26 protein-coding genes are annotated in these 22,311 nt (G+C 66.1%); 7 read left to right on the top strand and 19 right to left on the bottom strand.

From position 1 onward, the window contains the following. Window positions 1-20 precede the first annotated feature (20 nt). Complete coding sequence (locus ACP7AR_RS01650) at window positions 21-1,247, top strand: AAA family ATPase (RefSeq protein ID WP_426181916.1); 1,227 nt, start codon at window positions 21-23, stop codon at window positions 1,245-1,247. Window positions 1,248-1,282: 35 nt separating this feature from the next. Here ACP7AR_RS01650 and hisH read toward each other — a convergent pair whose 3' ends face one another. From hisH to ACP7AR_RS01630, 4 genes are read right to left on the bottom strand one after another with little or no spacing between them, the layout of a single operon-like run. Further along, a complete protein-coding gene (gene hisH, locus ACP7AR_RS01645) occupies window positions 1,283-1,918 on the bottom strand; it encodes an imidazole glycerol phosphate synthase subunit HisH (protein ID WP_426181914.1) in 636 nt (211 codons plus the stop codon). Next, a complete protein-coding gene (gene hisB / locus ACP7AR_RS01640; RefSeq protein ID WP_426181912.1) occupies window positions 1,915-2,520 on the bottom strand; it encodes an imidazoleglycerol-phosphate dehydratase HisB in 606 nt (201 codons plus the stop codon). Before hisB ends, hisH begins: the two co-directional genes overlap by 4 nt. Next, the gene (locus tag ACP7AR_RS01635; RefSeq protein ID WP_426181909.1) at window positions 2,517-3,611 is read right to left on the bottom strand and encodes a histidinol-phosphate transaminase; all 1,095 of its coding nucleotides are present in this window, start codon (window positions 3,609-3,611) and stop codon (window positions 2,517-2,519) included. The genes hisB and ACP7AR_RS01635 overlap by 4 nt, the downstream gene beginning before the upstream one ends. Window positions 3,612-3,624: 13 nt before the next feature. After that, window positions 3,625-3,999 carry a LysM peptidoglycan-binding domain-containing protein gene (locus ACP7AR_RS01630; protein ID WP_426181906.1) on the bottom strand — a complete coding sequence of 125 codons (375 nt, stop codon included), beginning with the start codon at window positions 3,997-3,999 and terminating at the stop codon, window positions 3,625-3,627. A gap of 310 nt (window positions 4,000-4,309) precedes the next feature. Between ACP7AR_RS01630 and lexA the strand changes: the two genes are divergently transcribed. Both lexA and ACP7AR_RS01620 read left to right on the top strand, forming a co-directional pair. Then, window positions 4,310-4,996 carry a transcriptional repressor LexA gene (gene lexA, locus ACP7AR_RS01625; RefSeq protein ID WP_426181904.1) on the top strand — a complete coding sequence of 229 codons (687 nt, stop codon included), beginning with the start codon at window positions 4,310-4,312 and terminating at the stop codon, window positions 4,994-4,996. A gap of 100 nt (window positions 4,997-5,096) precedes the next feature. Next, entirely contained in the window at window positions 5,097-6,989 is a 1,893-nt protein-coding gene (locus tag ACP7AR_RS01620) for a S9 family peptidase (protein ID WP_426181902.1), read from the top strand. On the opposite strand, the gene smpB is transcribed toward ACP7AR_RS01620, so the two are convergent. From smpB to prfB, 4 genes are all read right to left on the bottom strand, one after another. After that, window positions 6,990-7,466 (bottom strand): SsrA-binding protein SmpB, encoded by a 477-nt coding sequence (gene smpB / locus ACP7AR_RS01615; RefSeq protein ID WP_188436937.1) that lies wholly within the window; start codon window positions 7,464-7,466, stop codon window positions 6,990-6,992. A gap of 90 nt (window positions 7,467-7,556) precedes the next feature. Continuing rightward, window positions 7,557-8,471, bottom strand: coding sequence for a permease-like cell division protein FtsX (gene ftsX, locus ACP7AR_RS01610; protein WP_426181898.1), 915 nt, complete (start codon window positions 8,469-8,471; stop codon window positions 7,557-7,559). Beyond that, entirely contained in the window at window positions 8,468-9,517 is a 1,050-nt protein-coding gene (ftsE, locus tag ACP7AR_RS01605) for a cell division ATP-binding protein FtsE (protein ID WP_426181896.1), read from the bottom strand. Before ftsE ends, ftsX begins: the two co-directional genes overlap by 4 nt. A 67-nt stretch (window positions 9,518-9,584) precedes the next feature. Further along, window positions 9,585-10,694: a peptide chain release factor 2 gene (gene prfB / locus ACP7AR_RS01600; RefSeq protein WP_426181893.1), complete on the bottom strand. Its 1,110-nt coding sequence runs from the start codon at window positions 10,692-10,694 to the stop codon at window positions 9,585-9,587. A gap of 49 nt (window positions 10,695-10,743) precedes the next feature. On the opposite strand from prfB, the gene ACP7AR_RS01595 reads away from it, so the two are divergent. Continuing rightward, window positions 10,744-11,559 (top strand): endo alpha-1,4 polygalactosaminidase, encoded by an 816-nt coding sequence (locus ACP7AR_RS01595; RefSeq protein ID WP_426181891.1) that lies wholly within the window; start codon window positions 10,744-10,746, stop codon window positions 11,557-11,559. 59 nt (window positions 11,560-11,618) lie between these two features. Further along, window positions 11,619-12,833, top strand: coding sequence for an MFS transporter (locus ACP7AR_RS01590; protein ID WP_426187571.1), 1,215 nt, complete (start codon window positions 11,619-11,621; stop codon window positions 12,831-12,833). Window positions 12,834-12,847: 14 nt separating this feature from the next. Here ACP7AR_RS01590 and ACP7AR_RS01585 read toward each other — a convergent pair whose 3' ends face one another. From ACP7AR_RS01585 to ACP7AR_RS01555, 7 genes are read right to left on the bottom strand one after another with little or no spacing between them, the layout of a single operon-like run. Then, window positions 12,848-13,285, bottom strand: a complete 438-nt coding sequence (locus ACP7AR_RS01585; RefSeq protein WP_426181888.1) for a pilus assembly protein TadG-related protein — start codon at window positions 13,283-13,285, stop codon at window positions 12,848-12,850. Then, window positions 13,270-13,725: a TadE family protein gene (locus ACP7AR_RS01580; protein WP_426181885.1), complete on the bottom strand. Its 456-nt coding sequence runs from the start codon at window positions 13,723-13,725 to the stop codon at window positions 13,270-13,272. The genes ACP7AR_RS01585 and ACP7AR_RS01580 overlap by 16 nt, the downstream gene beginning before the upstream one ends. Further along, window positions 13,694-14,092, bottom strand: coding sequence for a TadE/TadG family type IV pilus assembly protein (locus tag ACP7AR_RS01575; protein ID WP_426181882.1), 399 nt, complete (start codon window positions 14,090-14,092; stop codon window positions 13,694-13,696). The genes ACP7AR_RS01580 and ACP7AR_RS01575 overlap by 32 nt, the downstream gene beginning before the upstream one ends. A 1-nt stretch (window position 14,093) precedes the next feature. Then, window positions 14,094-14,294 (bottom strand): hypothetical protein, encoded by a 201-nt coding sequence (locus ACP7AR_RS01570; protein WP_426181880.1) that lies wholly within the window; start codon window positions 14,292-14,294, stop codon window positions 14,094-14,096. 44 nt (window positions 14,295-14,338) lie between these two features. Continuing rightward, window positions 14,339-15,277 carry a type II secretion system F family protein gene (locus ACP7AR_RS01565; protein ID WP_426181877.1) on the bottom strand — a complete coding sequence of 313 codons (939 nt, stop codon included), beginning with the start codon at window positions 15,275-15,277 and terminating at the stop codon, window positions 14,339-14,341. Beyond that, a complete protein-coding gene (locus tag ACP7AR_RS01560; RefSeq protein WP_426181874.1) occupies window positions 15,274-16,134 on the bottom strand; it encodes a type II secretion system F family protein in 861 nt (286 codons plus the stop codon). The genes ACP7AR_RS01565 and ACP7AR_RS01560 overlap by 4 nt, the downstream gene beginning before the upstream one ends. Next, window positions 16,131-17,024, bottom strand: coding sequence for a CpaF family protein (locus ACP7AR_RS01555; RefSeq protein WP_426181871.1), 894 nt, complete (start codon window positions 17,022-17,024; stop codon window positions 16,131-16,133). Before ACP7AR_RS01555 ends, ACP7AR_RS01560 begins: the two co-directional genes overlap by 4 nt. A 41-nt stretch (window positions 17,025-17,065) precedes the next feature. Between ACP7AR_RS01555 and ACP7AR_RS01550 the strand changes: the two genes are divergently transcribed. After that, entirely contained in the window at window positions 17,066-18,637 is a 1,572-nt protein-coding gene (locus tag ACP7AR_RS01550; protein ID WP_426181869.1) for a recombinase family protein, read from the top strand. Window positions 18,638-19,095: 458 nt separating this feature from the next. On the opposite strand, the gene ACP7AR_RS01545 is transcribed toward ACP7AR_RS01550, so the two are convergent. Beyond that, window positions 19,096-19,980 carry a hypothetical protein gene (locus ACP7AR_RS01545; RefSeq protein WP_426181867.1) on the bottom strand — a complete coding sequence of 295 codons (885 nt, stop codon included), beginning with the start codon at window positions 19,978-19,980 and terminating at the stop codon, window positions 19,096-19,098. A 721-nt stretch (window positions 19,981-20,701) separates the two neighbouring features. Between ACP7AR_RS01545 and ACP7AR_RS01540 the strand changes: the two genes are divergently transcribed. Beyond that, window positions 20,702-20,839, top strand: a complete 138-nt coding sequence (locus ACP7AR_RS01540) for a hypothetical protein (RefSeq protein ID WP_426181864.1) — start codon at window positions 20,702-20,704, stop codon at window positions 20,837-20,839. Between the two features lie 104 nt (window positions 20,840-20,943). Here ACP7AR_RS01540 and ACP7AR_RS01535 read toward each other — a convergent pair whose 3' ends face one another. The 3 genes from ACP7AR_RS01535 to ACP7AR_RS01525 form a co-directional block, all read right to left on the bottom strand. After that, window positions 20,944-21,507 carry a recombinase family protein gene (locus ACP7AR_RS01535; RefSeq protein WP_426181861.1) on the bottom strand — a complete coding sequence of 188 codons (564 nt, stop codon included), beginning with the start codon at window positions 21,505-21,507 and terminating at the stop codon, window positions 20,944-20,946. Between the two features lie 122 nt (window positions 21,508-21,629). Then, a complete protein-coding gene (locus ACP7AR_RS01530) occupies window positions 21,630-21,896 on the bottom strand; it encodes a WhiB family transcriptional regulator (protein ID WP_426181858.1) in 267 nt (88 codons plus the stop codon). Beyond that, on the bottom strand, window positions 21,893-22,198 hold the full coding sequence (locus ACP7AR_RS01525; protein ID WP_426181855.1) for a hypothetical protein: 306 nt from the start codon (window positions 22,196-22,198) through the stop codon (window positions 21,893-21,895). The genes ACP7AR_RS01530 and ACP7AR_RS01525 overlap by 4 nt, the downstream gene beginning before the upstream one ends. Window positions 22,199-22,311 lie beyond the last annotated feature (113 nt).

The raw sequence follows: 22,311 nt of genomic DNA, 5'->3' as shown, positions 1-22,311 counted from the left end.
ATGCCGCTAGGCTCTCAATGATGTCTGGAGCAACCGGAGAACCCACGCCTTCGGCCGATGTGCCGGCCATGAGCGGTGACCACGCGCAGCCGATCATCCGCTCTGTGCCGCAGATGGCACCGGCCGTTCCACCCGTTCCGCCGCTCCCCTCGACGCCCGCAGAATCAGGTGAGACTCCCCAGGATTCGTTCGTCGATCCGGCGTCCTCGTCAGTCCCCGCTTCTCCGGCCGAGCCGCCGCAGTACCGGCGCGGCAGCTTCGCGCCGCAGACCGAGGACGCACCCCACACGCCCGCGGATCCGCCCTCTCGACGGCAGCAGCGTGAGCTGAACGAACGCACGTCCTTCCTGCAGACCGAGCGTCCGGAGGAGCCGGCGACTGAAGGCGCCCGCGGTGCGCTGAATCGTATGGGCTTCAAGCTCGCACCGAACGCAGCTGAGCAGTCCGCACGTGATGACGAACTGGCAGTGAGCCAGCATTGGCCCGGCCCCCGGACGATCGCGGTCGTCAACGGCAAGGGCGGGGCAGGGAAGACGCCGACGACGATCCTGCTCTCGGCGGTGTTCGCCCGCTACGGCGGGGCCGGTGTTCTCGCCTGGGACAACAACCAGACGCGCGGCACACTGGGATGGCGCACTGAGACCGGCGCCCACGATCGCACCTTGCTGGAGATGATTCCCGAGGCTGCCCGGCTGCTCGGCACCGGAGCGCAGTCCGCAGACCTCGCGCATTTCGTGCACCACCAGCCCCGCGAGAAGTACGATGTGCTGCGCTCGAAGCCGATCAGACTCGCGCACGAGAACCGCCTGAATCCCGAAGACGTCGACGCCATCCATGCCGTCGCTGCGAAGTTCTACCGGCTGATCATCATCGATTCGGGCAACGACGAATCGGACCCCATGTGGCTGCGCATGATCGACCGTGCCGATCAGATCGTCGTCGCGACCACGACCCGCGACGATCACGCCGAAGCCGGAGCCTTGCTGCTCGAAGCCCTCGAAGAACGCGATGAGCGGTCAGCCCGGCTCGCCCAGCGATCGGTCGTCGTGGTCTCGCAGGCGGATCCGAAGGCCTCGGCCGCTGACGTCGAACATGTCGTCGGCGGGTACCGCTCCCTCGCCCGCGAGGTCGTCAGCATCCCCTTCGATCACGAGATGGTCGACGGGCACCTGCGCTACGGCGCTCTCGCGAAGCGCACTCAGCGCGCATGGCTCTCCGCCGCCTCGGCTGTCGCACGCGGGCTCTGACGCAACATCTGCCGCCCCGGCCTGTCGAGAGGCTGTCAGAGGCTCTGCACCCAGTTGCGCAGCAGCTGAATCCCTGCATCCCCTGATTTCTCGGGGTGGAACTGGGTCGCCGAGAGCGGACCGTTCTCCACCGCGGCGAGGAATGGCTTTCCGTAGGTCGTCCACGTGAGCGACGGCTGCGGGAACGGCGGAATGACGTCGAGCTCCCAGCTCTGCGCCGCATACGAGTGGACGAAGTAGAACCGCTCGTCCTCGATGCCGCGGAACAGCACGCTGCCCTCATCGGGCGTGACGGTGTTCCAGCCCATGTGCGGCAGCACAGGAGCCTCGAGCTGGGTCACCGTGCCGGGCCATTCGCCGAGACCTTCGACGTCTCTGCCGCGTTCCACACCGTGGGCGAACAGCACCTGCATGCCGACGCAGACGCCGAGCACCGGTCGACCGCCCGCGAGCCTGCGCTCGATGATCTCATCGCCGCCCTGGGCGTGAAGCGCCTCGCGGACCGCGGCGAACGCCCCCACACCGGGGACGAACAGCCCATCGGCCTCGAGAGCCTCGGTGCGGTCACCAGTCAGCGTCGCATCCGCGCCGGCGGCGATGAGCGCCTTCACCGCGGAGTGGACGTTGCCGGAGCCGTAGTCGTAGACGGCGACCGTCGGCCTGCGAGTCACAGCGCACCCTTGGTGGAAGGGATGCCGATCACGAGAGGGTCGAGCGCCTTGGCCTGACGGAACGCGCGAGCGAACGCCTTGAACTCGGCCTCGGCGATGTGGTGCGGATCGCGTCCACCCAGCACGCGCACGTGCACCGTCAGCCCTGCACCGAACGTGATCGCCTCGAAGACGTGACGCACGAGCGAACCGGTGAAGTGACCTCCGATGAGGTGGTGCTCGAAGCCGTCGGGCTCGCCGGCGTGAACGAGGTACGGGCGACCGCTGATGTCGACGACCGCCTGCGCGAGTGCCTCGTCGAGTGGGACGAGCGCGTCGCCGTACCGCGAGATGCCTGCCTTATCGCCCAGCGCCTCGCGGATCGCCTGACCGAGCACGATCGAGATGTCCTCCACCGTGTGGTGTGCGTCGATGTCCGTGTCGCCGGAGGCCCGCACAGTCAGGTCGGTGAGCGAGTGCTTCGCGAACGCGGTCAGCATGTGATCGAAGAACGGCACCGAAGTGTCGATGTGGCTCTGCCCTGTGCCGTCGAGGTTCAGTTCGAGCTCGACGGTCGACTCGGACGTGCTGCGGGTGCGGGTGGCGGTGCGGGAAACACTCATGACGCCGATCCTATCGACGCCAGCGCCTCCAGGAACGCCGTGGTCTCGGCTTCAGTGCCTGCAGTGACGCGCAGGTGATTCGGTATCCCGACATCACGCACCAGCACCCCCCGCTCGTACAGGGCCTGGAATGTCGCCTGAGGGTCTGGCACTCCCCCGAACAGGACGAAGTTCGCCCACGACTCGTGCGGCTCGTAATCGAGCGCTTCCAGAGTCGCTGTGATCCGATCGCGCTGCTCGACGATCTCGTCGACCATGCCGAGCATCGTCGACGCATTGCGCAGCGCAGCGACGGCCGCAGCCTGGGTGAGCGCGCTCAGGTGGTAGGGCAGCCGAACGAGTCGCAGCGCATCGATGAACGCCGGATCGGCGGCGAGGTACCCGACGCGCGCGCCTGCGAACGCGAACGCCTTGCTCATGGTGCGAGAGACAGCGAGTCGCGGACGGCCTTCTAGCAGCGTGAGGGCGGATGCCGCATCACGCGGCGCGAACTCCTGATAGGCCTCATCGACGACCACGACCCCGCGGGACGCCTCATAGACCGCCTCGATCACGTCGAGCGCGAGGGGGGTGCCCGTGGGGTTGTTCGGCGTGCAGAGCAGGATGACGTCCGGGTCGGCCGCGACCACCTGCGCCGCTGCTTCCTCGGCCGTGATCGTGTAGTCGGGCTGGCGCCGGCCTGCGACCCAGAGCGCGCCGGTGCCCTGCGCGAGCAGGGGGTACATGGAGTAGGTGGGGGCGAATCCGAAGACAGTGCGCCCCGGACCGGCGAAGGCCTGCAGAATGTGCTGCAACACCTCGTTCGAACCGTTCCCGGCCCAGATCTGCGATGCGTCGAGGCCGTGTCCGAGGTAGTCGGCGAATCCCTCGCGCAGCGCCGTGAACTCCCGATCGGGGTAGCGGTTCACGTCGCGGAGCGCGACAGCGATGTCGTCGAGGATGTCGCTCGCCACCGCATCTGGAACCGGGTGGGTGTTCTCGTTGACGTTCAGCGCGACAGCCAGTGGAGCCTGGGGCGCGCCGTATGGGGTGAGACCGCGAAGATCGTCGCGGAGCGGGAGGTCGCTGAGTGAAACAGTCACCCTCCCCATGTTAACGGTGAGATCAGTTGGCGTACTGACCAGGGATCGCGAGTTGCTGGCCGACCTGCAGCGACCCGCCGCCCATCGCATTGAGCTTCTCGATCTCGCTGATCACGATGCGCGGGTCTTCAGCGGGCGCGATCTCTTCGGCGATCGCCCAGAGCGTGTCGCCGGGCATGACGGTCACGGTGTCGAAGGTGGCGCGCTCGACGCTCTCACCCGACGCGAGAGCCGAACCGCCGCCGATGGCAGCGAAGCCGATGCCGGCCGCCAACGGGAGTGCCGCGAGAGCGACCAGCAGTCGACGTCCGCGCGTCGTCAGTCGAAGCCGCGTCGCTGCGCCGGTCGCGGTGCGAGCGGGAATGACTGCGGGGGCGCTGATGCTGATGGTGCTCATGTGATCTCTCCTCTGCCATCTGGCTGCCTCTGGGCTTTGCCCGTTTGGCGTAGCGTTCGCATTCGCCGCTCGGCCGGGAGCGGGGAATGCGAAGCTACGTACCGAATGTATCTTCGAATTCGAACATCTGTCAAGACTTCTTCGAAACCCATCCGCCTGAATCACAGACACGCTCGAACAGATCTTCCGTTTCGGGCCGTTTCTCGGATACGGTTTCGATATCACCACCACATCACGGACCACCGACATTCGAAGATGAGCATCCGTGGAGACGACCACCGGCACCGTGAACGCGCACGAAGGAGCACCCATGAGCGACATCTCCGCCCCCAGCCCTGAGGCTTCGCGCACGCGGCGGCGCAAGAACCTCAGCCCAAAGCAGCTGGCGATCCTCGAGGTCATCCAGACCTCGATCGCGCGGCACGGCTACCCGCCGAGCATGCGGGAGATCGGCGACGCCGTCGGACTCAAGTCGCTCTCCAGCGTCACTCACCAGCTCGGCCAGCTCGAGCTCAGCGGCTACCTGCGTCGCGACCCGGGCAAGACCCGCGCGATGGAGGTCCTCATCGACCTGCCTGGCACCAGCGGGGAGAACCCGGCGGACTCCAGCACGCCGGTCGGCGATGCGGCGATGGTCCCGCTGGTCGGTCAGATTGCCGCCGGCATCCCGATCACCGCCGAGCAGCAGGTCGAGGAGATCTTCCCTCTCCCCCGCCAGCTCGTCGGCAAGGGCGACCTGTTCATGCTCAAGGTCTCAGGCGAGTCGATGATCGACGCCGCCATCTGCGACGGCGACTGGGTGGTCGTCCGCACGCAGAACACCGCCGAGAACGGTGAGATCGTCGCGGCCATGCTCGACGGCGACGCGACGGTGAAGACGTTCCGCCAGCGCGACGGTCACACGTGGCTGCTTCCCCGCAACTCCTCCTTCGAGCCCATCCTCGGCGATGACGCCGTGGTGCTGGGTAAGGTCGTCGCGGTGCTGCGCGCGGTCTGACGGCATCCACGAAGAACCGCCCCTCCGGATTCGGAGGGCGGTTCGGGGGCGCACGCTGTGTGACGTCGTGTGTCAGATCGTCGCCGCATAGGCTCGAGGCATGCAGCCGTACGGAACCTGGTCCTCTCCCTTCCACGCCGCCGACATCGCGTCATCCGCTCCGCGCATCGACGGTGCGCATTTCGTCGGTGAAGAGATCTGGTGGGGTGAGTCGGTGCCGGCCGAGGGCGGTCGCGTCACCGTGCGCAGCTCGACCGGTGATGTCGTCCTGCCTGCACCATGGAGCGCCCGTTCGCGGGTGCACGAGTACGGTGGCGGGGCGTGGACGGCGGAGGCCGACGGCACACTGTTCTTCGTCGACGCGAACGATCAGCGTGTGTACCGGATGCTCCAAGGCGAGCAGCCGGAGCCGTTGACGCCGACGGGAGCGAACCACGGCGGACTCCGGCTGCAGGATGGACGGCTGCTGGCCGTTCGCGAAGACCTGTCGGTGGAGCCGCATCTGCGGGCGATCGTGGAGATCCCCACAGACGGGTCCGCAGCGTCGGACACGACTGCGATCCGTGTGTTCATCCAGGGCACGGCGTTCTTCGCACACCCGGCACTCTCCCCCGACGGCACGCGCATCGCACTGGTCGAGTGGAGCGGGCGACGGATGCCGTGGCAGGAGGCGAAGCTGTGCGTCATCGAAGTCGGGGGCGATGAATTCGCCGACACCCGTGCACGCGCGGCCCTGCAACCGGAATGGATCAGCGACACGGAACTCGTCTACGCCGATGATCCCACCGGTCGGTGGAATCTCTACCGACGGTCGGTGGAAGGGCTCGAGGCCTCAGCGCCCGAGGCCGTCTCGACCGTCGACGCCGACACCGGATACGGCCTGTGGGTGCTCGGCAACCGCTGGTATCAGCCACTCCCCGACGGGCGACTCGTCGCAGTGCGCACGAACGGCTCTGACGAGATCGTGATCATCGGTCGGGACGGAGCCGAGAAGCGCCTCGATGTGCCGGCCACCGCGCATGCGAGCGTCGATGATGTGTCCGGTTCCCGTGTGCTCATCTCCGGAGGGGGCGCTGGAGTGAGCGCAGGGCTGTGGGTCGTAGATGTCGATTCCGGCGAGGTCCGGCGCGTACGCGGCGGCCTGCCGGTGGATGAGGCCTGGATGCCGCCCGCCACGCGCATCACGCTCGAGGGCGCGAACGGCGCCGTGCATGCATTCGACTACGCGCCGGCGAACCCCGATGCGTCCGCGCCGGACGCAGAGCTGCCGCCGTATATCGTGTTCGTCCATGGCGGACCCACGGCGCACGTGGCAGGGGCGGCTTCCGCCGCCATCGCGTTCTACACGAGTCGCGGCATCGGGGTTCTCGACGTCAACTACGGCGGCTCGACCGGCTACGGCCGCGCCTACCGTGAACGCCTCGACGGCCAGTGGGGCATCGCCGACGTCGAGGATGTGCTGGCCGCCGCGCGTGGGCTCGCCGACTCCGGCCGAGCGGATCCCCGCCGCATCGCGATCCGCGGCGGATCGGCGGGAGGGTGGACGGTGCTCGCCGCGCTCGTGCGCGGTGGCGTGTTCGCCGCCGGCATCAGCCGCTACGGAGTGACCGATCTCCGTTCCCTGGCGCAGGACACGCACGATTTCGAGAAGTACTACCTCGACGGGCTCGTCGGCCCGCTGCCGGCAGCCGAGCAGGTCTACATCGATCGATCACCGCTCACGCACGCCGACCGCATCGACGTGCCTGTGCTGCTGCTGCAGGGCGCGGACGATCGCGTCGTTCCGCCGTCGCAGTCCGAGAAGATCCGGGATGCACTGGCCACCCGTGGCATCCCGCACGAGTACGTGGTGTACGAGGGCGAGGGGCACGGCTTCCGGCGTGCGGAGACGATCGTCGACTCACTCGAACGAGAGCTGGCCTTCCTCGGGGAGGTGTTCGGCTTCGCTCCTGCGACCGCTGAGCCTGTCGAAGCGTCAAGAACTGAGGGCTGACTACTCCCCCACGCGATTGCGCAGGCGCATGGCGCGCTGGGCCTCTCGAGTGTCCTGGCGTTCGCGCAGGGTCTGACGCTTGTCGAACTCGCGCTTTCCCTTGGCGAGAGCGATCTCGACCTTGGCCCTGCCGTCCGAGAAGTACAGTTTGAGCGGGATCAGCGTGTAGCCGCCGGCTGAGACCGCGTGCTGCAGCTTCTCGATCTCCTCGCGGTGCAGCAGCAGCTTGCGGATGCGCTTGGCCGAGTGATTCGTCCAGTGCCCCTGCGAGTACTCCGGGATGTGCACCGAATCGAGGAAGACCTCGTTGCCTTTGACGAACGCGTACCCGTCGCTGAGGTTCGCGCGGCCCTGCCGCAACGACTTCACCTCGGTGCCGGTGAGCACCATCCCCGCCTCGTACGACTTCTCGATGATGTAGTCGTGACGTGCGCGACGATTGGTCGCGACGACCTTCTCCCCGCGTTCCCTGGGCATGATGCTCTCCTGATCTGTGCCGCGCCGAGCGCACGACAGCCCATCAGTCTACAACGAGGACTGCGGATGCCACGACGCCGTGGACGGATGCTACGTGCGCAGCCAGCGCCGGATCGCGAATCCGGCCGACAGCGCAGCCAGGACCACACCGATGCCGATGAGCACAGGCACGACGAGCGCAGCATCCTGCATCGTCACCCACGTGGTGATGAACGGCACTCGGCCCTTCAGATAGCCGTTGACGCCGAAGTGCACACCGGCGACCACTGCGGCACTGGCCAGCACGGATCCGATGAAAGCCGCGAACACGCCCTCGAGCACGAACGGCGTCTGGATGAACCGGTTCGACGCACCGACCAGACGCATGATGCCGATCTCCTTGCGCCGCGCGTATGCCGAAAGCCGGATGGTCGTGGCGATCAGCAGGATGGCGGCGATGAGCATGAGGACGGCGATGCCGACGGCGATGTAGGTCGCGACGGTGAGCGCCGAGAACAGCGGATCGAGATACTGCAGCTGATCCCGCACCTCCTCGACGCCGCTGATGCCGGCGAACGCCTCGACGATCACCTGCGATTGACCGGGGTCCTTGAGCGTGACGTAGAACGTCTCCGACATCTGCTCCTCGGTCAGCACGCTGGCCTGCTCCTCGCCGAGCAGCTCTGTGACGTTGGCGTACGCCTCGGCCTTGCTCTCGAAGCGGAGTTCGCCGATGAGCGAGGCGAGCGGGTCGCTCTCGAGCTCGGCGCGCACCTGGTCCAGCTGTTCCTGGGTAGCTGCGCCGTCGATGCAGCTCTCCCCCGTCGAGACGGTCGAGCACATCGAGACGGACACCTGGGCACGCTCGGTCCAGTAGTCGCGCATGGTGCTGATCTGGCCCTGCATGAGCATCGCCGCGCCGACGAACGTCAGAGAGACGAACGTCACGAGCACGACCGAGATCACCATCGAGATGTTGCGCCGCAGGCCCCCGAGGGCCTCGGTGAGGATCAGACCCACTCTCACGATGTCGGCCCTACTTCCTCGTCATCGCCGCTGTCTGAGAGTCCGAGGCGGTCAGCCACCCCGAGCTCTGCGACGTCGACCTCCGGAATCACGATCGGGTGCGTCCGAGGACCTGCAGTCGGCGCGGGCTCGACGGTCGGCGTCGGCGCGGATGCCGTGGAGTAGGAGTCAGATTCGGAATCGGCAGTCGCCTCTGTCGCAGGAGCCGAGGAGGCGCTGCGCGCTGCCCTCATCGACGCGATCATCTCGGCCGTGAGGGGTTCGAGCGACTCGGTCTGGCGCTGCACCTCCTGCACAGCGGTGAGCGCGGCTGTCGCAGCGGCACCGCGTTCTTCCACCGGCACGAGCTGCGGGATCATCGACCGATCGCCATATCCGCCGTGCACTTCGTCACGCACCATCTCGCCGTCGCGCAGTTCGATCACACGCCGCTGCATCTGATCCACGAACGCAGCCTCGTGCGTCGCCATCAGCACGGTCGTTCCACCCGCGTTGATGCGGGCCAGCAGCTGCATGATGTCGACGGAGGTCGCCGGGTCGAGGTTGCCGGTCGGCTCGTCTGCGAGCAGCACCTGCGGGCGGTTGACGAGCGCACGGGCGATCGCGACGCGCTGCTGCTCACCGCCGGACAGCTCGTGCGGCATCCGCTTCTCCTTGCCGTCCAGCCCCACGAGCGCCAGAGCTTCCGGCACCGCCTGCTGGATGAACCCTCGAGAGGATCCCGTCACCTGCAGCGTGAAGGCCACGTTCTGGAACACGGTCTTGGTCGAGAGCAGACGGAAGTCCTGGAAGACCGAGCCGATGTGACGGCGGAAGTACGGCACTTTGCGGTTGGCGAGGGCGCGCAGATCGCGGCCGAGCACGGCGACGCGTCCCGCCGATGGCACCTCCTCGCGGAGGATGAGCTGAAGACAGGTGGACTTCCCCGACCCCGACGCGCCGACGAGGAAGACGAATTCGCCCCGTTGGACCTCGAAGTCGACCCCGGCGAGGGCCGGTCGCTTCGTCCCGCGGTAGCGCTTGGTGACGTTCTCGAACCGAATCATGGCTTTACGAGCCTAAGCGCGTGCCCCTCGCTCGCCGCGAGCGACACCCCATCGAGAAGGAGAGAACTCAGTCCTCGTCTTTGCGCTTGCGCCAGCGGATGCCGGCCGAGATGAAGTCGTCGAGATCGCCGTCGAACACCGCCGCGGGGTTGCCTGATTCCTGGCCGGTGCGCAGGTCCTTGACCAGCTGCTGGCCATAGAGGAAGTAGGAGCGCATCTGGTCGCCCCAGCTCGCCGTGATGTTGCCGGCGAGCTCCTTCTTCTTCGCAGCCTCTTCTTCCTTCTGCAGCAGCAGAAGTCGGGTCTGCAGCACGCGCATGGCGGCGGCACGGTTCTGGATCTGCGACTTCTCGTTCTGCATCGAGACGACGATGCCGGTCGGAAGGTGCGTCAGGCGCACGGCCGAGTCGGTCGTGTTGACGGACTGGCCGCCGGGACCAGAGGAGCGGAAGACGTCGACGCGGATGTCGCCCTCGGGTATCTCCACCGCGGTGGCCTCTTCCATGAGCGGGATGACCTCGACCGCCGCGAAGCTGGTCTGGCGCTTGTCCGCTGAGCCGAACGGGCTGATGCGGGCGAGCCGATGCGTTCCGGCCTCGACCGACAGCGTGCCGAACGCGTAGGGCGCGTCGATCTCGAAGGTCGCGGATTTGATGCCTGCACCCTCCGCGTAGGACGTGTCCATGACCTTCGCCGGATACTTGTGCTTCTCCGCCCACCGCAGGTACATGCGCATGAGCATCTCGGCGAAGTCGGTGGCGTCGTCGCCACCCGCACCGGAGCGGATCGTGATGATCGCCGAGCGGTCGTCGTACTCGCCGTCGAGCAGCGTCTGCACCTCGAGCTGGTTGATGACCTCGGTCAGCGCGGCGAGTTCGTTGCGCGCCTCTAGACCTGACTCCTCATCCCCCATCTCGTTGGCGAGTTCGACGAGCACCTCGAGGTCGTCGAGGCGCTGTGCGATGCCGGTGATGCGAGCGAGCTCTGACTGACGGTGGCTGAGGGCGCTGGTCACCTTCTGAGCACGCTCGGTGTCGTCCCAGAGGTCGGGTGCGCCCGCTTCCTCACTGAGCCGGGCGATATCCTCGCGAAGTCGCGAAACATCGACGACCTCACTGATGTCGCCGAAGGTTTGCCTGAGCGCCTGGATGTCGGCGGAGAGATCGAGTTCGAGCATGACACCCCAGCCTATCCTGCCGCGGTTACTCTGAGGTGTGCAGATCCGCGTGAGACGATTCGTCGGCGGTGCAGCCGCCGCAGCGACGATGATCGCCCTCGCCGCCTGCACGGCATCCGTGCCCACTGCGGACCCGACCGATTTCGCCGCGTCGCTCGACGGTGCGACGTTCGATTACCAGCTCGGCGGCGGATATGCGCCCGCCGGCGACGTCACGGTCGTCGTCCGTGACCGCAGTGATGTCCCAGCGGCCGGTCTCCTCTCGATCTGCTACATCAACGCCTTTCAGACGCAGCCGGACGAGCTCGAGGACTGGCCGTCGGATGCTGTGCTCGTCGATGATTCCGGACTGCCAGTGCGCGATCCGGACTGGCCTGACGAAGCACTGCTGGACATCTCCTCCCCCACCGGGCGGGAGATCGTCGTCGCCACGGTCGGCGAATGGATCCGGCAGTGCGCGGAGGACGGGTTCGACGCCGTCGAGTTCGACAACCTCGATTCCTTCACGCGCGCCGACGGAAGGATATCTGTCGACGATGGGATGGAGGTGGCTGCAAGTCTGGTGTCGATCGCGCACGCAGCGGGTCTCGGCGCCGGTCAGAAGAACGCCGCCGAGTTCGCCGTCGCTTTCCGCGATCAGGCGGGCTTCGACTTCGCCGTCAGCGAGGAGTGCGCGGCGTATGACGAATGCTCCGCGTATGTGGAGACGTACGGCGCAGGTGTACTGAACATCGAGTACACCGACAATCTGCCGCGTCCGTTCGCGGAGGTGTGCACCGACGCCGACTCGCCCCCGGCCACGATCCTGCGCGACCGCGCCCTCGCGACCCCCGCCGACCCCGCATACGTACGGGAGTCGTGCTGAGCGCGGAGTAGCGTGGCCATGTGAGCAGCGCGTCATCGGTCCTCAGGCAGTTCGGGCCGATGGTGTATCTGCCCACGATCCTGTTCGCCCTCGGTGAGGGCGCCGTCATCCCGCTGATTCCCGTGATCGCAGCGAACATGGGCGCCGACGTCGCCTCCGCCGCGCTGGTCGCCTCTGCGCTCGTGATCGGTCAGCTGTGCGGCAACCTGCCCGCCGGATCGGCCGTGGCCCGAATCGGCGAACGCTTCACGATGGTAATCGCCGGCGTGATCTCCATCATCGCTGTGTTCGGGATGGTCTTCGCCCCCGTGCTCGCCGCGTTCGCGGCATACGTGTTCCTGCTCGGATTCTGCGCTGCGGCCTTCGGTCTGGCCAGGCACGCGTTCATGACGACGCGCGTACCGGTCGCATTCCGGGCTCGTGCGCTGTCACTGCTGGGCGGCAGCTTCCGCCTCGGCGTGTTCGTCGGGCCGTTCGTCACCGCCGCGTTGCTGCAGGTGTTCGACGAACACGCGGCGATCTGGTTCTTCCTCGGCTGCCTGATCGTCATGGTGGTGCTGGTGCTGTTCGGACCCGATCCGGAGAAGACCACGCCCGCGATCGCTTCGACCTCCACTCTCGCCGAGGATTCCGGCGAAGTCGTGACCGGCTCCATTCCGACAGTGGAGCGCGTGGGCATCTTCCGCACGATGTGGAATCACCGTGGCGTGCTCGGACGATTGGGACTCGCCGCCGCGTCGCTGTCTGCGGTGCGATCCGCGCGCCAGGTCGTGCTGCCGCTGTGGGGTGTGTCGCTGGGGCTGGACGCGCAGACCATCGCGCTTGTCGTCGGCGTCTCCGGGGCGATCGACTTCGCCCTCTTCTACGCCAGCGGTCAGGTGATGGACCGATTCGGCAGGCTCTGGGCCGCGATGCCTGCGATGGTGCTGATGGGCAGCGGGTTCCTCGTGCTGTCGTTGACGCACGACGGAGATGCCGCAGTGCTGTGGTTCGGGATGCTGGCGGCAGTCCTCGGCGTCGGCAACGGGCTCTCCAGCGGCATTCTGCTGACGCTCGGTGCCGACACCGCTCCGAAGCAGGAGCCGGCGGCGTTCCTCGGCTCATGGCGGACGCTCACGGATGCCGGTGGGGCCGTCGCCCCGCTGATCGTGTCGGGCGTGACCGCTATCGCGTCGTTGTCGGTGGCAACCGGTGTGATGGGCGTCGTCGGCCTGCTCGGCGCGCTCGGGTTCATCCGCTGGATCCCCCGGTTCAGCCCGCGACCGGAAAGATAGCGTCCGCGTTCGCGTCAGCGCAGCGCCGTTCGGCTGGTCGCCGTCGCCTCCAGAGGCACACCGTCCGGCACGAACGCGGAGACCAGCGGCGGGTGCCAGGCAGCAGCGACCGTCACGCGGGCCGTCACGCCGTCGGGAGCGGATGCCGAGACGAGAGCCGCGTCGGTCGTGATGGCGTCGACGATCGCGATCGCCTGTTCCTGCACGCCGGCATCCGTCAGCTCCGCGCGCACCGCGTCGCCGTCGACGACGAGCGTGAATCCATCGGCACCGGCGAGCGCCGCAGCATCCGCGAGCGAATCGAGCCGTTTCTGTGCGATGTACAGGTCGGTCGCGCAGGTGCAGACGAAGATCACGGCGAGCGCGAGCACGACATAGCCCAGCAGGAGCGGGAGGATGCTGCCGTCCTCGTCATCCGCGAACAGCGATCGCCGACTCACCCGGTGCCCCATAGTCGCGACACCTTCTGCGCGGCGGCGGCCTCGAGCGGGATGCTCGCCGCCTGGTCGAGGCCGAAGATCGGTGGGACGAACGGCAGCGAGACGTGCGTGCTGACCGTGACGATGACGGTCGCGCCGGCCGACGGGCATATGGCTCCCGCCGGTGTGCACGACATGGAGACCTCGACGCTCGCGGCATCCATCCCGTACTCGTCGATCACGCTCGCCAGCACGGCATCGCTGTTCGCCGCAGCGGACCCGACGTCGCCTGACTGGCCGATCACCCGAGCAGTGTGTCTCGCGGCAGCCTCGACGCCGAGAAGGCTCTCCTGAATGGCGCCGAGCGTGATCACGAGGTACGCGAGCGGCACGAGCAGGATGACGCCGACCGTGATGAACTCCAGCGCCGCCGACCCCTCGTCATCGTTCGCCCAGAGTCTCCAACGGGGCATCCGCATTCACCTCCATCGCGTGGGGGATGCCGAGCAGGCCGATGATGGGCAGCGTGGTGCGCACTGTCACGACCGCAGTCGCATGCCCGAGCCGGTCGCTCTCGGCGACGGCGATGTCCTCCGCATAGGCAGCCCCGATCGCACGGGTGATCGAGTCTCGCGTGCGCTGAGCACCCTCTTCGAGCGCGGTGTCGGCGAGCGCCGCGTAATGCGCACCCTCGACCGCCGCATCGTGCACGACATTGCGCACGTAGACGGCGAGTCCGAGTTGCAGCACGGCAAGGGTGAGGACGGTCAGCAGCGAGCCGACGAGCACGAACTCGACCGGGCTCGACCCACGCTCATCCCCCGCCGCGCGCCAGCGCATGTCAGAGTCCGGACACTCGCGAGATCGCCTGCTCGAACAGCCCGGTCAAGGCAGGGCCTGCAACCGCCCAGATCAACACGACCAAGCCGGCCGTCATCAGGGTCACCAAAACCCATCCGGGCACATCGCCGGTCTCATCCTCGGCGAGCGCTCTGGTATCGGCGGCCAGTGCCGCCCACCAGCGTCCTATTGCCCTCATCATCAGTCCTCTCGTAGTTGTTCGCTTCTTCAGTGAGTTGGCTCTGATCAGCCGAGTCCGAGCCGCAGGATGAACATTCCCGGGAACACTGCGAACAGCACGCTCAGCGGGAGGATCAGGAAGACCAGCGGCAGCATCATGTAGATCTCACGCCGACCCGCCTGCTCGATGAGCGCACGTTTCGCATCTTCGCGTGCGTCTGCGGCCTGCGAATGCAGCACACCGGCGAGCGGCGCCCCGTGCTCGAGCGCCGCGATCACCTGGTCGACGGCGCGCGACAGTCCAGGCAATCGCAGCTTCGCGGCCATCTCCGCGAGAGCATCCGCCAGGGGCGAGCCGGTTCCGACAGCGAGCACGACCTGTCGCAGCTCGTGCGTGAGCTCGCCGGAACCGATCGAGGCCACACGCCGCAGCGCGTCGAGGAAGCCCTCGCCCGCAGACAGGCACAACGCGAGGAACTCCAGTGTGGTCGGCAACTCGTCGCTGAGTCGTGCCAACCGTGCCTTGACCCGGGCGGAGAGCAACAGGTCCACGACCACCGCACCCGCCGCCGCGGTCAGCACCGGCAGCACCGCCACCGGCGGCGTCATCCGTCCCGTCAGCGCGAGGATCACGACGAGGACGCAGCCGACACCGAATCCTGTCACCGCCCATGCGAGTTGGCGAGCGCGGAATGACGCCGGTGTCTGGTCGACGCCGGCTTGGGCGAGCCGCAACGCGAGTGCGTCGCTTCCGCCCAGCCCTCGTATGAAAATGCTCTTCAGCCGCTCCCAGCCGCTTCCGGTGCGGAGAGGAAGCACGCTCACCCTCGGAAGGATGCCCGACGGCAGCACCGCATCGTCGACCGCGTCACGCACGTACGGAGCGATGCGCGTGGTCAGCGACGCCGCGCCCCATCGCGGAGCTGCGGCGAGGATGCACAGGATTCCGGCAGCCAGCAGCCCGCCGAGCAGCACCGCAAGTGCTGCATCTGTGACACCGCTCATGCGAACCACCGTCTGGGCTCCGGGAGTCGGCCGATGCGCACCATGATGCGGAACGCCACGACCGAGACCGCCGCACCGCCGCAGATCACGAGAACCCCCTCCGGGCTCGCGTACGCCTGGGCGCCTTCCGGGCGCAGCGCCAGCAGCCCGAGGATCACCCACGGAGCGACGACGCCCAGGACGGCCGCACCCCGGATCCAGGACTGACGTGCCTCGACCTCTCCTCGCAGCGCCGCATCGGCACGCACGGATGCCGACAACGCTCGCAATACACCGGTGAGTTCGGTTCCGCCCACCTGTCGCGCCATCTTGAGCGTCTCGATGATCCGGTCGGCGATGGGATCGGCGAGCGCGGTCTTCAGCCTCTCGATGCTGCTCTCGAAGCGGCCGGTGGAGTGCAGATCTCTGGCGAACACCGCGAACGCGGGGCGCACCATCGCGGGTGCTGACTCAGCGAGGGAGGCGACCGCATCCGGAAGGGACAGTCCTACGCGGATCGACGCGATGAGGAGGTCGCAGACGTCCGGCCAGAGCTGTCTTCGTGCCTTGAGCAGTCGCAGTCTGCGCGACCGGAGGAAGGCGATCGGAGCCGACGCTCCCCCGATCGCTGCGAGGACCGCCAACGTCGCGATCGCGGTGACCAGCCAGGCCGTGGCCGCCGCAGCCAGAGCGAGCGCGATGATGACGATCACGACGGTACGTTGCTGAATCGCCGAATAGCCGGCCTCTTCGATCAGACGAGCGAGCCATCCGCCCTTCGTCAGAGGACGATCGCCCTTCTCCCGATGCGGCCACAGCCACGGCGACGCGCACAGAAGCAGTCCGGCAGCGAGGAGCGCACCGACGAACAACGTCATGACAGCGGCTCCGCACGATAGAGCGATCGCGTGATGATGCGCCCCTCGACGACCTCACCGGTCGGAGCGATCACCTCGACGACATGCCTGCCGCCCGCCGTGTCGCGAGCGCAGTGCACGACCATCGAGACCGAAGCCGCGAGGGCCGGAGCGATGAACGAGCGATCGATGTTCCGCCCGGCGAGCAGCGGAAGGATCGTGAGCTTCTCAAGGGCTTCCACCGCCGAGTTCGCGTGGACAGTGCCCGCGCCGGGCACGCCGGTGTTCAGGGCGAGAACCAGATCGAGCGCTTCTGCATCGCGGACTTCGCCGACGACGAGACGATCCGGCCGCATGCGCAGCGCCTCTTTCACGAGCCTGCGCAGAGTGATCTCTCCGGTGCCCTCCAGGCTCGACTGCCGGCCCTGCAACGCGACGAGATCGGGACCGTCCACCGCGAGTTCGAAAGTCTCCTCGACCGTGATGATGCGCTGGTTGTCTGCGCAAGAGGCGAGAAGCGCGCCGAGAAGGGTGGTCTTACCCGCGTGGGTCGCTCCTGACACGATCACGCTCAGCCCGTCTCGCATCGCCCTGCTCAGCATCTCCGCGACATCGGCCGGCAGCATTCCCAGATCGACCAGCGCCTGCAGAGTGCGGTATCGAGGCAGGAACTTGCGGATGTTCACGGCCCAGGAACCCCGGACGACATCGGCGATCGCGACATGCAGTCGCGAACCGTCCGGCAGAGACGCGTCGACGAACGGTTGGCTGATGTCGACGCGGCGGCCGGTGGCCTGCAGCATCCGCTCGACCAGATCGCGCACCATCGCATCCGTCAGCCGCAAGGCGATCCGCTCGGACACACCGTCTCGGGCCACATAGACGCGGTCGCTCGTTTCAGTATCTTCCACATGAAGGTTGATCCAGCGTGTCTCATCGGCGTATAACGACCATGATCACTGAACGCAAGCTACGCGCTGCCATCTATGCACGACTGTCCACCGCGCAAATCGAACGAGAGAACGACGAAGACTCAGACTCCATCGAGAACCAAGTCCGAGATCTGGAGGCCATGGCAGAGCGTATGGGCTACGACGTCGTCGGCACGTTCGCGGACGACGGCATCTCCGGTTACAAGGGCAAGTACCGCCCGCACTTCCAGCGCCTCCTGGTGGCCGTCACAGACGACGAGGTAGACATCATCCTCTGTCGCCACCAAGACCGCCTGGAACGCAACGAGACCGAAGGGTTGCTGGTGCGCATCAGCTCGATCCAGCACAAGGTCAAGTGGCAATTCAGCAGTGGCATGCTCCTGGACCCGAGCACGGCGGAGGGTGAGTTCTTGGCCAAGATGCTGTCCGCAGTGGCACAACTGGAATCCGCGCTGAAGAGTCAACGTCTTCTCATGCACTACGAGGGCAAGCGCATCTCCGGCACCTTCCAAGCACCTTCTGGCACGTTCGGATACGAGCGCGAGAACGTCGTGGAATGGGAAGCGCAGCTCATCCGAGAGGCTTACCGAGCCATAGACGAGGGCAAGACGCTGGGCTCCATCGTCCGGAGGTGGAACGCCGACAAGGTGCCTCAGCGCAGGAGCGGCAAGCACGGCTGGTCCTACGCGCACGTCAAGTCGATCCTGACCCGACCACGGAACGCTGGTCTCGTGTCCACCAAAGAGGGCGTCATTATCCAGGTCGCGGATAAAGATACTGGTGAAGAGAAGCCCCTCCTGGGCCAGTGGGTGCCCATCCTGAGGGGCACCAACGACGACGAAGATGCAGGGATCAAGCTCTGGCATCGGGTCAACAACATCATCACGGACCCGAGCCGGAAGACTTCACCTGGCTTCAGCGCTCGCTGGCTCTCCAGCGGCACGGCACGCTGTGGCATCTGCGGACGAAAGATGAAGTCCAACACCGTGAGCGACAAGCGAGCAGGCACCCGCTATCCCATCCTGAAGTGCTCCCGCGTAGACAAGTCCGATGGGCTCCGTCATCCTTCAGCGCGCATCGAGCACCTGGAGCCGATGATCCGGAATGCGGTGATCTCAGCGTTCGCGTTCGGAACCACTGACCTCTTCCATGAGCCTGGTGGACCTGATGTCGGAGCCATGCAGATGGAGTTGAACCAGCTCTCGCAGAAACGCGCGGAGATCCGAGAGGACTATCGCAACGAGCTGATCTCACGTGCTGAGTATGTCGCAGACCTGAAGGCCACAGAGGAGCCCCTGAAGGTTCTCCGGGAGCGCCTGGAGGCCGCTGTGGCGTCCTCAGCGAGTGCGTCCATGCTGGTGGATCTCCGCGCCGGTTTGAGGGCTGAGGGGCGCGCACCCTTTGAGCGCATGTCCGAGCTGAAGGAGGAGCTAGGACGACGGTTCGATGCACTCGACGTCGAACAGCGCCGGAAACTGGTTGAACAGCTCCTGGACATAAAGGTCCACGGCGGTCGCATGGAGACCAACCCGCGCAAATACGAGATCCGACACACTCGCGTGCTGAGCCTGAATGGTGAGGACGTTGCCTGATGCCCATGGAGCCGGACCACGACTTTGACGACCTGATCAGGATGGCTGAGATCGAGGCCGATCCTGTGCATGCGCGACGTGAGCGACAGCGGGCGCTGTGGGCAGTCGCAGATGCCGCGTTCCGTGTGGATGTGTCTTACTCAATCGCGATGGCCAAAGCTGCGAGCGCGGCACGGGCGAAGGTGCCGCCCACCGCTGAGGAAATGGCTGTGAGGTGTGAACACGGACGGCAGGATCATGCCCGTACGATACTCGCGATCAAGAGGTAACGGTGCACGCGTCGCGCTCGCCGCTGTAGCCCACGCCCGGGAATGCGGTCTCGGTTGACGAGCACGAAGAGATCCGCGAGTTCGAGGTCGGCGCTGGCCAGCATCCCAGGATGTCGAGGTGGAGCACCCGAGACGCCGTTCTGCGGCGAGGAGGAAGTTCTCGTAGCTCGGGGTGACGCTGCGCAGGGATCAGTCGTTGCCGTACTCGTCGTCCACGTACTCCGGTTCCCGTTCGACGTAGGCCTCTTCGATCTCGATCTCGTGGAACGCCTGCGCGAGGCCTGCGGAGCGAACCTCAGCGGTCGAGCCAAGTTCAAGTCCACACGCTTGGCACACTCCACCCGTAACGACGTACTCGACCTTCGTTACGCGGTCGCCGTCTTCGTCAATATACGAAGGCGACGAACGAATGGCTGAGGACTGCAGCGTCATGACGCATTTACACGCGGGGCAGAGCTGAAAGCGCCGGTTGTTGGCGTTTCGCACCTGCGGGAGGCGCGCGGTCTGCTCATCGGTCGTAAGTCGGTCCCAAAACTGGCGCGCGGCGTTGATTCGGGTTCGCACGTCCTGCAGCACCTTCTTGTCGTCCGCATCGACGTAGCTTTGCCCCAGCTCTGCCACTTCTTCGCCTAGAAGGGTTCCGACAGTTACGCCCAGGTGTGTTGCGAGGGGCGCAATCGCTCGCACCAGCTTGGGTAGCCAGTTCGACACCGGCTCGTCTAGTCGTACTACTGCTGTGTGAAGCTCGGCGTTCCTCAACTCCATGAGGTATTCAAACTCCGCAACGCGGTCGGGGGTGAACTCCTCGACAACCACGGGTAGGCGGGCTAGCACTGTATGCATGGGCACGGACTTTGCTTGCTTCCCGTTGGGGTCGGGATAGCCGAGAGAGTCGAGTATCGAGGGGCCGTCCATGGCCGCGTTGAGCACAGGCGACACCTTCGCCAACGCCGCACGAGCAAGGAGTTCCACGCCAAGGATGCTCCAGACGATGAACTCATCGCCGTTCGGGTTTCGCCCAGCTCGGGTGAAGTACGCCTGCGCTTTCGCGCGATAGGCCTCGTGGTCCCACATGATCGTGCCTCAGTTCGCGTAGTAGCGGTGGAGTTCTCGTGAAGGGTCTGAAATCGCGCTCGGGCGGCGGTGCAGGAGTCTGAAGTTGTCGATGACTACCCAGGCATCCCCAGCCCAAGTGGCATGCCCCGTGGCCACCTCGGCCTCGACCAAGGCGTCTAACACCGGGTCCCCAGATGGGCACGCTCGTGGGTCCCAACGCACGCGAGTCAGGTTTTCGGAGACGTTCATCATTGCCACCCGCATGACAGTCTGGCCGCTGGCATCGGTGGCTCGAACAGTGGTCCTGCTGAGCGTGTCGAGCAGGTCGGGCCTTGGGTCCAGAATCTCAGTAGCGACGGCGGAGGACGCCGACGAATACATGCCCAACCATCTCGGCGGGTCTGCCGCGACGGCACCATCCGTATGCCAAGGGAAGGCACCCCTGCCGTAAACGCCAGACAACGATCTAGGTCGCGCGTCCGCTGGGTCTTTCGGGGTGAGAATGCCAGCGGCGCGCACGGTTCCCAGAGATTCGAGGAGAGCGATCATCGTTGGCTCGCCTTTACCGAGGACCCACCCATCTCGGGTTAGGTCGCGACGAAACGCGCCCAGTGCATCCCCCATGCTCGGATTCTAGGGGACGAATAGCAAACGCTGGGTGAGTCGGGCCTTAGGGCATGGCAGCGCTACTGGAAGCGCAATTCCGGCCTCAGCTCTGAGTGCCGCGTACGCAGCCCATGTGAAGCTCGATTCCAACCGTCTGGCCCCTGAGCTTTCTGCTCCGCTCAACACCCTCGGCGAGGAGTTCGTGCAGGCCGTCTTGCTCGATGTGGAGTACCTGATCGTCATGCTGCGCGAGGGCGGCAAGCAAGAATAGGCGCGCGGATCAAGCTTGATGCCCACCGCACCGGTGGCTGAGACATGGAAAGGCCGCCAGAAGGGGCTAGGACCTAATCTGAAGGCCTTCGTGGCCTCGGGAGCCTAGAGGGTGGCGATCACCCGGTAGAGCGTGGCGGGCGAGATCTCCACCATGCGCGCGATGTCGGCGCGGCTGTGGTCTCCGCTGTTGATGAGCTTCTTGATTGTGGCGAGCTTCTTGGGGTCCACGACGGAGGGACGCCCGCCGACCTTGCCCTTCGCCTTGGCTGCCTCTAGGCCCGCCCGCGTGCGCTGCACGATAGTGTCGCGTTCGAGCTGGGCGAACGCCGCGATGATCGTCATCATGGCCTGAGCCATGGGGCCGGAGTTGAGATCGATGTTCTCGGTCAGGCTGCGGAAGGTTGCACCCTTGGCGGTGATCGCCTGCACAGCTTCGAGGACATTCATGGTGTTGCGTCCGATGCGGTCGAACTTCCAGATGACTACCTCGTCGCCCTCTTCGAGACGGTCGATGAGCTTGTCCCACTCGGGCCGGGATGCCAGCGTGCCGGAGACGCCCTCATCCGTGTAGGTCCGCTTGATGCCGTCCACCTTCGCGATGGCATCAAGCTGGAGATCGGCGTTCTGATCCTTGGTTGAGGTGCGGATGTACGCGAACTTGGTCATGAGTCAATTGTCTCACAACTCATCTCGCATAACAACTATCGCGACACGCCGCTCAGGAGTCTCTCAGAACTGGACTCTCACACGCTCTCACTGAACCATCGTTTTCGACAGTCGATCCAGGATCACTGACGGATAGCTGCACGACGTTCCTTCACCTGGGGCTGTGTGCGACGCACGACGCCGCCGTAGAGTCCCCAAACTCCGTTCCTCGGCGCGTTCCTCGCGTAGTTGATGCACTGTTGCTGGATCGGACACCGTGCGCAGATTTTTCGCAGTGTCGCATCGTGTTCGTTGCTCTCCGACGTGAACCGTGAATCACCTACACACAAGGGCGTCGAGACGGCCAGTGCGTCTTGGAGCGCCTGCCACGCCGTCTCGCTGCTGCTCATTTTCCAAAGTGCTCACGGCGAAGTTCGCGGAGCTGTTCGGCGGACAATCCGACGAGTTCGCGGACTCCGGCGTCCGTGCTGACGAGCACCTGCACGCGCCCGGGATTCTCGCTCTCATCCAGATGCGCGACGACGGCGATGTGTCTCCCGTCTCCCGCCTGCGTGGTCGAGATCGCCACGTTCGGGGGCAGCCGGGTTTCATAACCGGCCAGCCTCAGCCATGGGCCGGAGGTGCTGCTGAATCGTGGCGTCACGAGCTTGGGCGCGGCGGCTCCCTGAAGCCCCTGGATCGCTTCGTCCACCGTGGTGGCCTGAGACGGCTGCTGAGGGGCTGTGCGAGGCGTTGATGGCCTTGGAGTGGCTCTGGCGGGCTGCTGCTGCGGCTTGGGATTGAGGCCGCTCGTGCGGAAAGGTC

Origin of the sequence: Microbacterium sp. TWP3-1-2b2 (assembly GCF_049896145.1) — a bacterium.
Taxonomy (GTDB): domain Bacteria; phylum Actinomycetota; class Actinomycetes; order Actinomycetales; family Microbacteriaceae; genus Microbacterium.
The sequence above is the reverse complement of the archived record's forward strand: the minus strand, read 5'-3'. Positions and strand labels throughout refer to the sequence as shown.